Genomic DNA, 14,835 nt, shown 5'->3' with positions numbered 1-14,835 from the left:
CTTGTGTCCTCACCTGTTCTGGGCATTATGACGTTGTACTTAAATGAACATCGCGCTCTTGAAGAACGAAGCATCTATCGCAGAATGATTCTTGAAGGGCGCAAGCGGGGACTTGATATCTATGTGTTCACACCAGCCGACGTGCACCCCGGCGGCAAAAAAATTGAAGCCATGGTTTATCACGAGGGAAAAGGCTGGTCCAGGGAATGGAGATCATTCCCGGACCTGATCTTTGATCGCTGCCGGATTCAGCGTAACCGAAGGTTTCAGCAACTGCTTGCTTTTCGCGAGAAATATGGCCATCTGCTCTTTCTGAACAGACCTCTTCGCAATAAATGGACCATCCACCAAACCCTTTTGCAAAAAGCCAACTTTCGTGAGCACCTGCCGGAAACCACTCTGTTTCAGGATATGTCCGATGTAAATCGGATGCTGAAAGTTTCTTCTCTGGTCTATCTCAAACCCATTAATGGAACAGGCGGACGTGGTATTCTGCGCATTGAACGCGGCAGCAGCGAGGCGAATACGGTGCTTGTTCAGGGGCGGGATCAGAAACGTCGTATCATCACTCCACGTAAAGTTCATTTATCACGTCTAGGCTCGTTGCTCCAGCACTGGAACATGAAAGACAAGTATCTTGTACAAAAAGGCATTCAACTTCAGCTTCCGAATGGACGTGTGCATGATTACCGCATGCTCGTTCAGAAGAACGGTGAAGGACAATGGGAGCTCACCGGATGTGCCGGACGCATGGGTGCCGAAAAAAGCGTAACCTCCAATCTCCATGGCGGCGGTCAGGCAATAGCGATGAACCGACTCATGAAGCAATGGATCGATGATGATGACCTCCGAGCAGAGATTAACACAACAGCAGAGAAGTTTGGCATTGATGTTGCTTCATTTCTGGAAGATACGTATGGGAACCTCTGTGAGCTGGCACTGGATTTGGCGATTGACAGAAGTGGACGTATCTACCTGCTTGAAGTCAACCCCAAACCTGCACGTGAGGTATTCGCTCGCATCGGTGAGCGGGACATCTATTATAAAGCCATCACTCAACCGCTGGAGTACGCCTTATGGGTATATCGCAACCAGGAAAGTCACCCTGTCAAACCAATAAGAACCACCCGGCTTGCAAGCAACAGACCATCTGCATTGAAAAAGGTACGAAAGAAGAGATGATCTGTTGATCACGAATAAAAGAGCGCCCCACCGTTGATAACATCTCGGGTGGGGCGCTCTCGTATGATGACTGACATTTTCAATTGAAGATTAGCTTATTCCGCTTCATCATACAGGCGCAGCAGCTCTTTAAAATCAGAGATGAGCACATCTGAGCCCGCAAGCTCCTCATCACGGCCAAAACCGGCGTAGGCACAGCCGATGACCGCCTGACCGTTCATTTTACCAGCTTCCACGTCAGAAGAGCGATCCCCTACCATCCATGCGTCCTGAATGCGATGTTTCTCAAGCAGGATCTGCACCAGATTAATCTTGGAGGGAGTCTTGTACTGGCCTGCACTGTATACCCCTTCAAAGAAAGGCATAATCTCATGTGCAAACGCCACCCCCTTCACATAGTCCTCCAGCCCATTACTTGCGACAAAAAGACGCACGCCTTGTTGTTTTAAGGCTTGCAGCGTTTCTTTCACACCCGGATACAATTGAGAACTTCCTTGATCAAGCCCCTCAATCTCCAGCTGAAGCAGCAATTCGTCTGCACGACGATGTGCAGCTTCCGATGCCTCAGGCATAACCACTTTCCATATATCTTCGAGCAACATGCCCAAACTTCCCAGCATCCGTTCCTCGGGTGGAGTTTCTCCTTCAAAATGCCCTTCGGCACGCAATGTATCAAATAGTTGCTGGTAAGCTGGCAGCAACAGGGTCTCTGTCTGGAATAGCGTTCCATCCATGTCAAAAATCATCGCTTCCGGTTTGAGCAATACCTTCTCTTTAGTCATGTCCAATGTTCCTTTCGGATTGGGATATGTATGTGTAATTGGAATCATTCCCTTCCCATGATAAACATAACGTTTGAACGTGTAAACCAACGATTGTAAAACATCGTCAACCCTAACCTTATACACAATCAACCAAACGTTATATTATAGTTAAACAAACTATATACAAAAGAACTTTCTTTACGTATAATACTAAAAAAATAGTGCTTTAGACACCTAATCTAAAGACCTACAATTATCACATTTCCGGTTTTTTCGACAACTACATATACCCCATAGAGAGGAATAACAAACATGAAAAAGCGCAAGACCTTCAAGATTTTTTATAAGATCGGATTAGGATATTTACTCGTGCTGGCTGTGCTGGCTGGCTGCATCCTGCTGATTCAGAACAGCACAAGTCAGTTACAACGGGAGCTGGATTTTCTGGTCGATCACGATATGAGAGTACACGCTCTAACCTATGAACTTGAAAGAAACATGGTAGATATGGAAACAGGTCAACGTGGTTACATCATCACGGGTCAGGACAATTACCTCGATCCCTACATCCAAGGAAAAGAGCAGCTTATTACACTCCGAGATGAACTTGCTGCTTTAATTTCGGACAATCCTGCTCAACTTGCACTTTTGGAAGACATACATACTAGTATGGAGAACTGGGTCCAGGTCGCTGGAGAACCTGTGGTTGCCCTTCGCCAAGCTAATAATACGCAAGCCATTCGAGATTTTTTTGCAGATGATCCAGGTAAAAGAGACATGGACCAGATTCGCACTGCCCTCAATACGTTCCGAACCAACGAGCATACGTTAACCGATAACCGTACAGAAGCGCTGAAGCAAAAAAACACACTACTGAACTTGGAACTATATGGGGCACTTATTGTTGTGGCCATTATCTCGTTCATCACTGCATTGGTCCTTTCACGTGCCATTGTTAGAAACATCCGTACCGTGAAGCAGGCATTGAATGACATTGGTTCTTCCAATGGTGACCTGACACTGAGAATCGCTACGCCAATGAAAGACGAAACTCGTGAACTCGCGGAGGCCGCCAATACAATGCTCGCTGGTCTGCAGCAAATGATGCTGGACGTTCAGAGTAATGCCATGATTCTAAGCACAGCTTCGAATCGATTGGATAAAGGGGTTGCCGATAGCCATCTTGCAGGAAAAGAGGTTGCCACTGCCATGGAACGCGTCGCGGAAGGGGCTGATGAACAGGTTGCTCTTACGCAAACCATGGTAGCTGCGATGCAGCAATCCCTCACCGGGCTTAATCGTGTCGCCTCCTCGGCAGGTGACGTAGCAGAACGTGCTGTGCGTACCGAATCCATTGCCGTGGATGGGCAACAGCGCATTGATAATGCTGTGGGCAAAATGAGTTCCATTGAGCAATCCTTCCTCTCTGTTCAGGAAGCCATTAATGAAATTTCGATGATGTCTGATCAAGTGATCAACATCGCAGATTCAATGTCGGGTATTGCGAGACAAACGAATCTGCTTGCACTTAACGCCGGAATTGAAGCAGCCCGCGCTGGGGAAAATGGACGTGGCTTCGCAGTCGTTGCCTCGGAAATCCGTAATCTTGCAGATCAAAGTGCAACCTCAGCCAAAGAGATTACAAGTATATTGGAAACCGTGGTAGCAGGTGTTCAAAGTACGGTTCAGGTGGTTGATGAGAGCACTCTACATGTGAATGAAGGGTTGCGAACCATTGAGGATGCAGGCAATGCCTTTTCAACCATTACTCAACATATTCATAACCTCAGTGGTGAAGTTTTGGAGGTATCTGCTGTTGTTGAGCAGTTAACTTCCGGTAGTGAGGCCGTGATGAGGTCCATTAACGAAGTATCGGCTGTTGTGGAAGATACTGCTTCAGCCACAGAAGAAGTATCTGCGATGACGGAAGAACAACTGGCTTCTCTGCAGGAAATGTCTGACACGTCCAAGCAATTGAATGAAATGTCCGATGCACTTGATCAACTGGTTAAACGATTCAAACTGGCTTGATCTCTTCTAGTACGGTTGAGTCGAAAGAAAAGATGATTTCTGTAAATACAGAAATCATCTTTTCCATTCCATTTCAGATGTACATAGAAACACCCTCAGAGTGAACGTTACTCAACTCCAAGGGTGTATTTGTACAAGACTACTGGTTATTTTTTATTTTTGCAGAACAAGAAAATCATTAAGCTTGTTATTCGTGCCTGAATCTGCAGGCTTCGTAATCCACTCCGACAACAACCCCTGTAAAGTTTCTACCTCTGACGCAGTCAACTTATGTTGGTAGCGTGGGTAATCTCTAAAAAATCGTTCAAGATTCATAGAAACATTACTTATTAACGGCTGCTCATGGTAAAAAGTTGTTCCTGTAGCTACTGCATTTAATTTGGAAGCTGCCGCTTGATACTGGTAGATCTCTTCCTCCAAACCCCGTTCAGCATTTTTTCGCAAATGATCCTGAATATTCTCCGCATACGTTGTGAAAGATTGATTCATTTTGTCCTGAAGTCGATCATACTGAGTGTTTGAATTCCAGAGCATATAGGTTACAGCCAAATTTGAGAGAATGAGTAGGATGATGATATAGAAAGGCCATTTTTTTGCCCCCATCTGCTTCACTCCCTTGAAAGTATATTATTTATATTGTATTTGAGCGAAACTATCCACTTCTGAAAACTTATCTTGTTGATTTAAAGACAAAGAACCTCCTATTGGAATAGAAACACTAGGCGAAATTGAGAAAACTTTCTCTTGGTGCCTATAGTATCCTAAAGTATCATAAAATGAGTTTAAGGTCCATTTACCACTTTCCCTAGGTTTGACAGTAAAACTAAGATACCCTCTCTCATCCCTGTAATTCATTGCTGGTGAAAACAAATTAAACTGAGCAGTGACGCCGCCAGGATGGTAACGTAATGTTGCATTATTCTCTGTATACTCACGCCAATCCATATTCAGTGGATTATAAGTATCGGTTTTATGAACGAAACTAGCTGTATTATTTAGAGGTGCTACATTGTTACTGAGGCCAATGGCCAAAATATCCTCTTTATTATAATAAGCATTTTTAAGCCATTGAAATCTAACCGAAACCTGACCATTAGTATTGTAATAAGTCATATTTGTTTCAAGTCTTAGCCACGATGTTGTTGTAGTTTTACTGTCCCCAACACTCTGTGTTGAAATTTCACTTTGCATTTCCTTAGCTATTTCATTTAAAGCTTCTTCTCTAGTCACTTTGGTAACTACTGTATTAGTGTTGTCCTCGCTAAAAGACCTCAACATTTGATTATCTTCATTTATTAAGTGTTCTAGCTTAAAATATTCGTCTTTATTAGATTTCATTCTTGGTTCCTTTGCCAGAAGTTTTTCTAAATCATTGTCAGTTAAGTCACTAGCAAATTCAGTTGAAATCCCGTAACTTTGCACAATAAGTTTTTCCTTTTCACTCCGACTGTCTTGATCTGCAAAAATCTGAGTGGGAGCACATAAAAATAAACATAAAGATATTATTAGTTTTTTGCCATTTACCATAATATACCTCCTTTGTAGTATATCTTGATTACCACAAACGAAGAAAAATTAAACATTTAATTCGGACTTAATCCCAAATAATATTAAATTAATTTGGTCACTTAATTTCCCGTGTTTCGTAGCGCTTCAAGTACCAATTGCGCCTGATACCCGTCGTTAAAATCATATATCTTGGCTGGTTGGCCTTGTATGTGGGCAATGACATGTTTAAGTACAGGCAATTCACTGGCGGATTCAAGCACTTTCACTGGAGAAAGTGGCTGTCCCACCAGGCCACTCTTCAATTCTTCCCAATTTTCCAAGGCAATCGTGCCCTTCGTACCGTACACCACCATGGATACACGTTCTTCTCCCGCAAATTGAGACATACCGTTTAGCTGAATTCGAGTCCCGTCTTCCAGTTGCAATGCTGCCTGTACTTCAAGTTCACATTCTCCATTCTCAGGATATTGAACCTGAGTGCTCACTACCCGGATGGCACCAAACACCTTTTGAATCATATGAATCCAGTGAATCCCCACTTCAAGAATAAATCCACCCTGTTCCCGGCTCGTAATCCATGCATTCTGTTGCCATGATCGTGGCCACTGCGGGAATTGCAGAATGAGATCTATTTTGCGAATCGCCCCCACTGTACCCCGCTCAATCATCTCTTGCAACTTCAGCACGGAAGGTTCATGCGGCATAGAGAAGTGGATGGCATGAACAACGCCCGCCTGCTCCGCTGCATCCAGCATCTCTTTGGCTTCTTCTACACTATTGGCAAGTGGTTTCTCGCAGAACACATGAATTTTTCGCTCCAGCGCTTCCATGACAACCTGATAATGAAATTTCGGTGGAACTGCAATATACAACAGATCAATCTGATGTTCATTCATCAATTGCTTGTAATCCGTATACGTTCTAACCCCCCGATGAGAAGCTGCAAAGGACGCCAAGCCTTCCTCATTCGCATCACATACCGCTACAATTTCAATCTTTGTATCCATCTTCGTATTCTCGATTTGATGAACCATATGTAATCCCATTTTACCCAGACCAATCAGAGCCATCTTGATGACCACCATTACATCCCCTCCCAATTCCTTTCCAGTATAGCAGAAAGCAAAGAATTGCGAATGCGATGCGTTGATACGAAAAAAGAAATAAACCTCTAGATTTCATGTCGCTGGTTGAACCTGAAATTCATCATGGTTAGTCATCTTTTTACATTATTTGTAACTAATTACCGATTGGGTAATTCGTTGCAGGGATATATAACCATTTATTTTTACTTTATCTAGCAACACGTAAAGCGTTACCAACTTAAGAATCAGGAATTTAGACTCATAAAAACAGGTTGACAAAAAACCACAAAAAAAGATACTCTTCCTAATAACAAAGAATATTTCCTCTTACAACCTTAGACATTGACTTGCATTCAACAAATGGAATATGCGTATGGTTCTATTAACCTATTTCATGAAGCGAGGTGTCCCGCGTGAGAACAGTTGCGGACTATTTGGCAGAAACTCTGCGTAATCTAGGCGTTACTCATGTCTTTGGTATTATTGGTAAATCCATCTGTCCTGCTGTCCTGAAGATGGTGGATTACGGATTAGAGTTCATTCCAGGCCGTCATGAATCCAGCTCAGGTTTTGCCGCATCCGGTTATGCATTACAGACGGGTAAACTCGGCGTTGCCTTTGCCACATCCGGTCCAGGCGGAACCAATCTGATTACTGCTGCCGCCCATGCAAAGGCCAACAATCTGCCCGTACTATTTATTACGGGTCATCAATCCATTCAGGAACTGGGGCTACCCCAGTGTCAGGACTCCTCTTCCTATCTGGCTGATTTGGCCGAGATGTTCAGGCCTGCTACGCTATTCAGCAAACTGGTTGAGCGTGGAGATCACTTCAGCACACTGCTGAATCATGCCCTTTCCATTGCACTCGGCCCCAATAAAGGCCCTGTTCACCTCTGTCTTCCTTTTGACGTACAGACCGAGTTGTTACCTCAATGCCGGATTGTCATTCCCGAACCGGAACCTCTGCTTAGCGTATCTAACCTGAATCGCATTCTTCCTCTCATTCAACAATCCAACCGTCCCTTAATTATTGCTGGGAAAGGTGTAAGTCGCGCCAGAGCTCATGATGAATTGCTTCATCTGGCCGAATCGTTCAGCATCCCTGTCATTACTACACCTGGTGGAAAAGGAGCGATTGCGTGGGACCATCCCCTGTACCATGGACCTTGTGGTGTTGGAGGTTTCCCGCATGCAGACGACATGCTGAACCAAAGTGACCTTTATATCGTACTTGGCTCACGTCTGAGTGACATGACCATCTGCAATCTGAAACCTGATAACCACCCGGCACACCTCATTCAATTTGACGCCGATCCTACATTTGTAGGCAAGATTCTGAGCGCTCAAACCTTACATATCACCGGTGATTTGAAGGACAACCTGCAATATTGGCTGGGCACATTAGAAGACCTCCCTACTCCTGTGAGAACCACGACACCCATAGATTACACTGTCCCATTACCAGATTTGCCCCGCCTGTCTCTGGCTTCTGTGCTGGACGGGATGAGTGAACTTCTTCCTTACGATCATAAGCTGTTTGTCGATGATGGTAGCCATGGATTTCATGCAGTTCAGCGATATAAAGTCAAGAAACCAGGCAGCTTTGTGTTTGACGCGTACTTTGCATGCATGGGTAACGCCATTGGTATGGCGATAGGCGCAAAGGCCGCTTCACCCGCAGAGACCGTCGTATGCATCACCGGGGACGGTTGTTTCATGATGCTGGGGACGGAGATCAATACCGCGGTATGCAACAATCTGAATGTCATTTTCATTGTTGTTAATAACAAACAACTGGACATGGCACTCAAAGGAATGGAAAAAACAACGGGCAGAATTGATGGCACATTATATGAAGTTCCTATGGATGCAGCCAAATTTGCCGAATCTCTCGGTGCAGTTGCGTTTCGAGCAGAAACCCTTGCTGAGTTCTCATCTGCGCTGAACACAGCCCAGACGTTGAATCAGGTAACTGTTATTGAGCTTCTGACCGATCGAGATGAAATTCCACCCACGGCTCACCGCACCGTAACTTTGAATTAGGAGGAGCAGATCATGAGTGAACATGTAGCTCAGGGACTAGACCGTTTTGCTAAACTTTCAGGGGAGTACGGCGCAAGAGCCCTCGCACCCATCAAAGAGCATTTTCCCGAATTGTCGGAATTTATTATGGGGACGGCATACGGAGATATTTTTCAGCGCACCACGATTACGGATCAATGGAAGGAAGTTGCTATTATCTCTTCATTGATCACCCAAGGGCAGTATGAACAATTGGGAGTACACTACACAATGGCGCTGAGTGTGGGAGTTACAGTGGATCAACTCAAGGGAATACTGCTACATCTGGCACCCTGTGTGGGTGCTCCACGCATTATTAGCGCATTTAATATTTTGCTTGCTACCTTGGACGAAATACAGTAATTCTCTTTTCTACATTTTTATACATGATTCGACTTTTTTATTGATCTTTTTACATTCCTACCTTTATAATATGGTTAAATTATCCTTCAAATCAGCGCTCATCTTAGAAGCTTTCAGCAGCGGTCCTATGGAGCTGTATATTCATTAACAGGATAGCCTTAACTCATTTAAAGGAGAGAGATCAAGCATGGGAAATTTCATTCTTAAGACTGACGTTCCAAACAAGGTGTTAAACATTGAACTGGAGGGTTCTTTCTCTCAAGAAGACGGTTTGCGTTCCATCTCGGCCTATCAGGATACGATCGCTCCTATTAACACCAAGGAGTATGACCTGAACATCGATTGCAAAAAGTTGAATGTTACTGCTCCGGAGATTGTTCCTCTTCTGGAAGGCTGCCTTCAAATGTTCAAAAAAGATGAATATAAAAAAGTCGTGTTGACCCTCGAGAACAACGCGATTCTAAAAATGCAATTGTCCAGACTTGGTCGGTCTGTTGGCCTGGACAATCTCGAAATCATATCTACCGTTACCACTTAATAAACCAGGCGGACAAGCTGTGAATTCACCCTTCCGCTCAAGAGGAGAATGAAGATGGCCGGAATTCGTATTGTAGATATCGATATCTATCATCCAGCAACCAAGGTGCACAATGATTTTTATATTGAACATTTTGATGCACGAGGTGTAGATATTCGTGGATTGTTAAAGGCACTTGGTCGTGATACACGTTATAAAATTGACAACGATGACGAAAACTCACTGAGCATGGCCTTTGAGGCTACCAGCAATCTACTGGAGAAAACCGGACTCACCGGTGCAGATATTGATCTGATTGCTTATGCAAGCCAAACGCCAGAATACATCTTTCCTACGAATTCCTTGATGATTCATCGCCTGATTAACGGAGCTTCTCACACGATCTGTATTGACAGTAACGCCAACTGTGCAGGCATGACTGCTGCTTTCGAACAGGTTAGCCGGCAGATGCTGGGCAATCCCCGAATTCGCCGGGCATTAATCATTGGCTCGGATTACGTAGCTCCTCATGCCAGTCCCGATGATCCTGTATACTTCGCCAATTTCGGTGATGCAGCGGCAGCGGTGATTATAGAGCGGGATGAACATGCTGTTGGTTTCATTGATTCCATCTATCAGACGGATACCTGTGTGTATGGCAATTCTCTTTTTCCTGCAGAAGGCTTGGCTAAGCTGGGCAAAACGGGTGTAGATGCGGGGGCCTTCCATGTGAAATTCATCCCATTTGATGATTCCATCTGTGTGGATGCCGCTTCGGAGTCCATTCGTACCTTGCTGGCACGTAACGAGATTGGACCAGACGAGATCAGAGCTGCCTGCTTCTCCCAGCTATCAATCAGTAACATTCGCGCTGTATCCGAGAACGTTGGCATTGGTGATGATATTGCCGTCTATATCGGAGATGAGTTCGGATATACATCAACCAGCAGTCCGTTCATCGCATTGCATCGAGCGGTTACAACCGGGCAGATTCAGCGTGGCGACAAAGTGTTGTTCTGGACCGTTGGAGCCGGGTGGCAAAATGTTGCCATGGTGGTTGAATACTAGGCCTTAATTCCTCAAAATAATAACCAGGACGATCCCTTTTATTACAAAATGGGTCGTCTTTCTATTAGAGAGCAATCCAAATCTCCGCACATACACTTCTCCTGGCTCTCCATTTCTTCAAAACAAAAAGCAGCCCTCACCGGACTGCCAAGTTCCTATTTACACCTGTTCAAAATATCTTCTTCGTATCCCGATCGTCTTTCAGAATCTCCACGGCTTCCCGGAAACGTAAGGAATGCACGATCTCCCGTTCCCGCAGAAACTTCAGACTATCCTGCAGATCCACGTCATCGGTCAGATCGATTAACCATTGATATGTAGCCCTGGCTTTCTCTTCTGCTGCAATATCCTCGTACAAATCCGCGATCGGATCTCCCTTCGAAGCAATGTATGCTGCAGTAAAAGGTACACCTGAGGAGTTCGTGTAAAATAAGGCAGAATCGCGCTGAGCATAGTTAGGCCCGAGTCCGGCTTCTTCCAGTTGCTCTACCGACGCATCCTTGGTCAACTTGTAGATCATGGTGGCAATCATTTCCAAGTGGGCGAATTCTTCTGTACCAATATCATTTAATAGCCCAATAATTTTATCCGGAATTGTATACCGCTGATTCAAATACCGCAGAGCTGCCGCCAGCTCACCATCCGCTCCTCCATATTGTTCAGCCAGCAGTTTTGCCATATGAGGATCACATTTGCTAACCCGTACAGGATACTGCAATTTTTTCTCATACACCCACATGCAGAGCCCTCCTTTTTGATGAAATTGAAATTGCTGGCATATTCCCCGAGTCCCCGTCGTTACAATTTTGCACGGAAACCCGAGGCGTTATTTCACACTTGCCATGGCCACGGTGTCTGTGACCACTCCCATGGATATTTGGAGAATGCATGACCAAAGTTCATCAGCGGTCCGTACAATTGTTGAAATTCATGTGCAACTCTCATGCGCTCCTGACTGAATTTGTTGTACTGTTCAATACTCTGAAAATCCCCCGGATGGGTGTCCAGGTACAGGTTCAGCTCAACTAATACAAAGTCTAGTGCCTGGAGCTCCTCTAACAGCTCATAATACTTTGCATCACAGGCTTTGGGCACTTCAGGCTCCATCCGATTCCACCTTCCTCCCTTTCGATCTCGCTGGTGTATAAGGGCTGTATAATGCAGGCCACAACGTTCCGATTCTTAAGGCTTCCGCCGGGCTGTACTGCGGCCAGCCCATAGGCTGAAATGGAATAAATAATTGCGGAGGAACCAGATATGTTCGAATCTCTACGGGCGGACAAGGATCAAACGGCCCCACAAACGGGACATAAGCACGAAGCTGCGGATCTTTCACAGAACAACTCTCCTTTCTCAATGTTCACATGTATGCAACATACATTTCAAACGATTGCTTCCCGTCTCTATATCCATATGTTTCAGGTCGGCAAGTTAATCCCCTTTTAACTGACACAACAAAAAAACCTCTGAAAGTCCACCATAAGGCGGTCCTTCAGAGGTCAGTTTATTGTGTTGATTGATCTTCTTCCGAATTCATGTTTTGAGGGACAGATTGCTTGTACACTCGAACCCGGGTAATTCGCAGGCGAGTGGCTTCTTCTACTTCAAAAACGTACCCATTCAGCTCCTGCGTTTTTCCTTTGGTTGGATTGCCCCCAAGCTCTTTAAACAACCATCCACCGATGGTATCCACTTCTTCATCCTCAATGATGGCTCCGGTCCACTTATGAACTTCTTCAATAAGCGAACGACCGTCAACGGAAAACGAATCCCCATTGCGTTCCATATGCGGACGCTCATCTTCGAACTCGTCATACAAGTCTCCAACGATCTCTTCCAGAATTTCTTCCGCAGTCAGCAATCCAGCTGTGCCGCCATATTCATCCACAACCAGCGTCATCTGAGAATGTTTCTTCTGCATCAGACGCAGCACATGGCTGATCTCCATGGATTCAGGAACGTTCAAGATTGGACGTATAAGTGAAGCCAGATCATGTTGTTGCTCCGGCTTAGCCAGCAGCAGATCCGTGATGTGGATAAACCCAATGATCTCATCCTTGTCTTCAACTGCCACAGGATACCGGGAATGTTTGGTTGCATTAATAATCTCCAGATTTTCCTCCAAAGACATATGGGTATACAAACAATCCATATCGGTACGAGGCAGCATGACTTCACGTGCCAGCATATCGGAGAAGTCAAAGATGTTATCCATCAGTTTGATCTCATCCTTATCGATCACACCACTTTTGGCACTCTGCTTCATCAGAATACGTAGCTCATCTTCTGAGTGAGCTTCTCCTTCACTGGCAGGTTCGATACCCGCCAGACGCAGCAATGCATTGGCCGATACATTCAGTACCCAGATGAACGGGAAGAAGATTTTGTAGAACAACAGCAATGGTGCAGATAAGAACAATGCCACTCCGTCTGTTTTTTGAATCGCCAGTGATTTAGGTGCGAGCTCACCCAGCACAATATGCAGAAACGTAATGATACAAAAACCGATAATGACCGACACGGTCGAAATAAGCCCTGTATCTCCTACACCAAGTTTAAACATGAGTGGCTCAACGAGCAATTCGGAGATGGCCGGTTCTCCCAACCACCCAAGTCCAAGCGATGTCAGCGTAATCCCGAACTGAGTTGCCGATAGATAGGAATCCAGTTTACTATTCACCTTCAATGCGTAACCAGCCATACGGTTTCCTTCACTCTGCAATTGAGTTAAGCGTGTCTGCCTTACTTTCACAAGGGAAAATTCTGCTGCAACAAATACGCCATTCAAAAATACGAGCAAAAAGACACAGACCAGATTAAATACTAGCTGCCCAAGATGAAACTCGGTATGAATATCCAAGTTGAAACTCCCCTTTTCTATCTATTTCAGGAATACACCTGGAATATCAACGTGTGATTGCTTTTCTAGATTTGAAATCCACACCTTTGTAGTACATATCCGCTACGAGCAGGTTTGGCCCGCAACAAGAAGCAATATCGCAATGGCAGTTAACCGTCTGATTGAGCGGATGTTCCGCTGACCACTCATGGAACACATCATCCAGCTTACGATCACGAATGTTTCCAAACGCCGGGATATCTGCAAAATCCGTCACATACACATTGCCTGTAAACATGTTGACGTTCACGCGGTTGCGTCCGTCCGGATCGTTACGTACCGTCACATTTGGCTCGCTGTACAGTCGGTTAATCAATTCCCGATCCTGCTCTGCTGCACTGCATGCGAAGAATGGCAATGTCCCGAAGAGCATCCACATATCCTTGTCACGCACATCAAGCAAACGATGAATCGCCGCTCTCATATGGTCCAGTGATAACACGGGCAACGAAGAAGCAAAGTTCGAGTTATACATCGGATGCACTTCATGACGAACACAGCCCATCTCACGAATCAATTGATGAATACCATCCAGCTTGTCGTGCGTACGGAAGTTAATCATCGACTCCGCAGAGATAAACATGCCTGCTTCACTCAGTTTGCGGGAATTTTCAATCATTTTCTCATACATCTTCACCGCTACTTCACGTTTCACAGGTCTGCCACTATTTGCAAATCCAACTTGATGGAAATCGTCAGCATTCAGATAGTTGAATGAGATATGCATAACGTCCAGATACGGTAAAAGTTGCTCATACCGGCTGATATCCAATGTCAAATTGGAATTAATCTGAGATCGAATTCCACGTTCCTTGGCATATTTGAGCAGCGGGATAATCATCTCATCCACTGTTTTCTGGCTAAAGCTTGGCTCGCCACCCGTCAGACTAATCGTCTGCAGATGCTCCACTTCATCCAATCGTTTCAGCATCAGGGGTAACGGAAGAGCCGGTGCTTCACGCATCGTAAGCATATCTCCTACAGCACAATGTTCACACCTCATATTGCACAGATGTGTCACGGTCATTTCTACACTGGTCAGCACATGGCGTCCATATGTACGCAGAGAGCCGATCGGATCCCACGGATCATTGGTCGGCGATAAAGGCATCGGTTGTACCGATCCTGAGTTTAGCATGGTCATTGTTCTTCACCTTATTCCTTTTATTAACCTAAAAAGTTTTATTTAGATCATACCTTGTGTTTCTCTTTTTGGAGTTATCTTTTATCATAGCACAATTTTGAATGCTCCGGCATACGCAGACCCTGTCCATTACATGACAAAAAACGCTCAAGCAACTCTGGACGGCATCACGAAATGGCCCCGAAGTTACGATATGAGCGCTAATCATCT

The 14,835-nt window shown here is 45.0% G+C and carries 15 protein-coding genes; 6 read left to right on the top strand and 9 right to left on the bottom strand.

The genetic code is table 11. The annotated features are described in order from the left end of the window. The first annotated feature begins 3 nt into the window (after positions 1-3). Complete coding sequence (locus NKT06_RS09505) at positions 4-1,182, top strand: YheC/YheD family endospore coat-associated protein (protein WP_253433024.1); 1,179 nt, start codon at positions 4-6, stop codon at positions 1,180-1,182. 95 nt (positions 1,183-1,277) lie between these two features. Here NKT06_RS09505 and NKT06_RS09500 read toward each other — a convergent pair whose 3' ends face one another. After that, on the bottom strand, positions 1,278-1,964 hold the full coding sequence (locus NKT06_RS09500) for an HAD family hydrolase (protein ID WP_253433021.1): 687 nt from the start codon (positions 1,962-1,964) through the stop codon (positions 1,278-1,280). A gap of 294 nt (positions 1,965-2,258) precedes the next feature. On the opposite strand from NKT06_RS09500, the gene NKT06_RS09495 reads away from it, so the two are divergent. Continuing rightward, positions 2,259-3,977, top strand: a complete 1,719-nt coding sequence (locus NKT06_RS09495; protein WP_253433018.1) for a methyl-accepting chemotaxis protein — start codon at positions 2,259-2,261, stop codon at positions 3,975-3,977. A gap of 153 nt (positions 3,978-4,130) precedes the next feature. Here the strand turns inward: NKT06_RS09495 and NKT06_RS09490 are convergent, their stop codons facing one another. From NKT06_RS09490 to NKT06_RS09480, 3 genes are all read right to left on the bottom strand, one after another. Continuing rightward, positions 4,131-4,580, bottom strand: a complete 450-nt coding sequence (locus NKT06_RS09490) for a hypothetical protein (RefSeq protein WP_253433014.1) — start codon at positions 4,578-4,580, stop codon at positions 4,131-4,133. A gap of 24 nt (positions 4,581-4,604) precedes the next feature. Next, entirely contained in the window at positions 4,605-5,504 is a 900-nt protein-coding gene (locus tag NKT06_RS09485; protein WP_253433011.1) for a hypothetical protein, read from the bottom strand. A 101-nt stretch (positions 5,505-5,605) separates the two neighbouring features. Next, complete coding sequence (locus tag NKT06_RS09480; RefSeq protein ID WP_253433008.1) at positions 5,606-6,571, bottom strand: Gfo/Idh/MocA family protein; 966 nt, start codon at positions 6,569-6,571, stop codon at positions 5,606-5,608. Between the two features lie 413 nt (positions 6,572-6,984). On the opposite strand from NKT06_RS09480, the gene NKT06_RS31880 reads away from it, so the two are divergent. The 4 genes from NKT06_RS31880 (at position 6,985) to NKT06_RS09460 (ending at position 10,582) form a co-directional block, all read left to right on the top strand. Continuing rightward, positions 6,985-8,616 (top strand): thiamine pyrophosphate-binding protein, encoded by a 1,632-nt coding sequence (locus NKT06_RS31880; protein ID WP_253433005.1) that lies wholly within the window; start codon positions 6,985-6,987, stop codon positions 8,614-8,616. 12 nt (positions 8,617-8,628) lie between these two features. Further along, positions 8,629-8,997 carry a carboxymuconolactone decarboxylase family protein gene (locus tag NKT06_RS09470; protein WP_017689521.1) on the top strand — a complete coding sequence of 123 codons (369 nt, stop codon included), beginning with the start codon at positions 8,629-8,631 and terminating at the stop codon, positions 8,995-8,997. A 187-nt stretch (positions 8,998-9,184) separates the two neighbouring features. After that, positions 9,185-9,535, top strand: coding sequence for a hypothetical protein (locus NKT06_RS09465; RefSeq protein ID WP_062833535.1), 351 nt, complete (start codon positions 9,185-9,187; stop codon positions 9,533-9,535). A 54-nt stretch (positions 9,536-9,589) separates the two neighbouring features. After that, positions 9,590-10,582, top strand: a complete 993-nt coding sequence (locus NKT06_RS09460; protein WP_253433003.1) for a 3-oxoacyl-[acyl-carrier-protein] synthase III C-terminal domain-containing protein — start codon at positions 9,590-9,592, stop codon at positions 10,580-10,582. A gap of 169 nt (positions 10,583-10,751) precedes the next feature. On the opposite strand, the gene NKT06_RS09455 is transcribed toward NKT06_RS09460, so the two are convergent. From NKT06_RS09455 to yfkAB, 5 genes are all read right to left on the bottom strand, one after another. Further along, positions 10,752-11,321 (bottom strand): manganese catalase family protein, encoded by a 570-nt coding sequence (locus NKT06_RS09455; RefSeq protein WP_091014606.1) that lies wholly within the window; start codon positions 11,319-11,321, stop codon positions 10,752-10,754. 92 nt (positions 11,322-11,413) lie between these two features. Continuing rightward, on the bottom strand, positions 11,414-11,689 hold the full coding sequence (locus NKT06_RS09450) for a spore coat protein CotJB (protein ID WP_253433000.1): 276 nt from the start codon (positions 11,687-11,689) through the stop codon (positions 11,414-11,416). Beyond that, positions 11,679-11,918 (bottom strand): spore coat associated protein CotJA, encoded by a 240-nt coding sequence (locus tag NKT06_RS09445; RefSeq protein WP_253432997.1) that lies wholly within the window; start codon positions 11,916-11,918, stop codon positions 11,679-11,681. The genes NKT06_RS09450 and NKT06_RS09445 overlap by 11 nt, the downstream gene beginning before the upstream one ends. 168 nt (positions 11,919-12,086) lie before the next feature. Next, positions 12,087-13,442 carry a hemolysin family protein gene (locus tag NKT06_RS09440; RefSeq protein WP_253432994.1) on the bottom strand — a complete coding sequence of 452 codons (1,356 nt, stop codon included), beginning with the start codon at positions 13,440-13,442 and terminating at the stop codon, positions 12,087-12,089. A gap of 46 nt (positions 13,443-13,488) precedes the next feature. Further along, complete coding sequence (gene yfkAB, locus NKT06_RS09435) at positions 13,489-14,625, bottom strand: radical SAM/CxCxxxxC motif protein YfkAB (RefSeq protein ID WP_091032604.1); 1,137 nt, start codon at positions 14,623-14,625, stop codon at positions 13,489-13,491. Positions 14,626-14,835 lie beyond the last annotated feature (210 nt).

This window comes from Paenibacillus sp. 1781tsa1 (assembly GCF_024159265.1).
Lineage (GTDB): Bacteria > Bacillota > Bacilli > Paenibacillales > Paenibacillaceae > Paenibacillus.
Note: the sequence above shows the minus strand (reverse complement) of the source record. Positions and strands in the feature narration are given on the sequence as shown.

Coding starts and splice junctions, on each gene's coding strand:
- NKT06_RS09450 (WP_253433000.1), bottom strand. CDS start 11,689: ATGGAGCCTGAAGTGCCCAAAGCCTGTGATGCAAAGTATTATGAGCTG.
- NKT06_RS09495 (WP_253433018.1), top strand. CDS start 2,259: ATGAAAAAGCGCAAGACCTTCAAGATTTTTTATAAGATCGGATTAGGA.
- NKT06_RS09485 (WP_253433011.1), bottom strand. CDS start 5,504: ATGGTAAATGGCAAAAAACTAATAATATCTTTATGTTTATTTTTATGT.
- yfkAB (WP_091032604.1), bottom strand. CDS start 14,625: ATGACCATGCTAAACTCAGGATCGGTACAACCGATGCCTTTATCGCCG.
- NKT06_RS09460 (WP_253433003.1), top strand. CDS start 9,590: ATGGCCGGAATTCGTATTGTAGATATCGATATCTATCATCCAGCAACC.
- NKT06_RS09465 (WP_062833535.1), top strand. CDS start 9,185: ATGGGAAATTTCATTCTTAAGACTGACGTTCCAAACAAGGTGTTAAAC.
- NKT06_RS09470 (WP_017689521.1), top strand. CDS start 8,629: ATGAGTGAACATGTAGCTCAGGGACTAGACCGTTTTGCTAAACTTTCA.
- NKT06_RS09480 (WP_253433008.1), bottom strand. CDS start 6,571: ATGGTGGTCATCAAGATGGCTCTGATTGGTCTGGGTAAAATGGGATTA.
- NKT06_RS09500 (WP_253433021.1), bottom strand. CDS start 1,964: ATGACTAAAGAGAAGGTATTGCTCAAACCGGAAGCGATGATTTTTGAC.
- NKT06_RS09455 (WP_091014606.1), bottom strand. CDS start 11,321: ATGTGGGTGTATGAGAAAAAATTGCAGTATCCTGTACGGGTTAGCAAA.
- NKT06_RS09490 (WP_253433014.1), bottom strand. CDS start 4,580: ATGGGGGCAAAAAAATGGCCTTTCTATATCATCATCCTACTCATTCTC.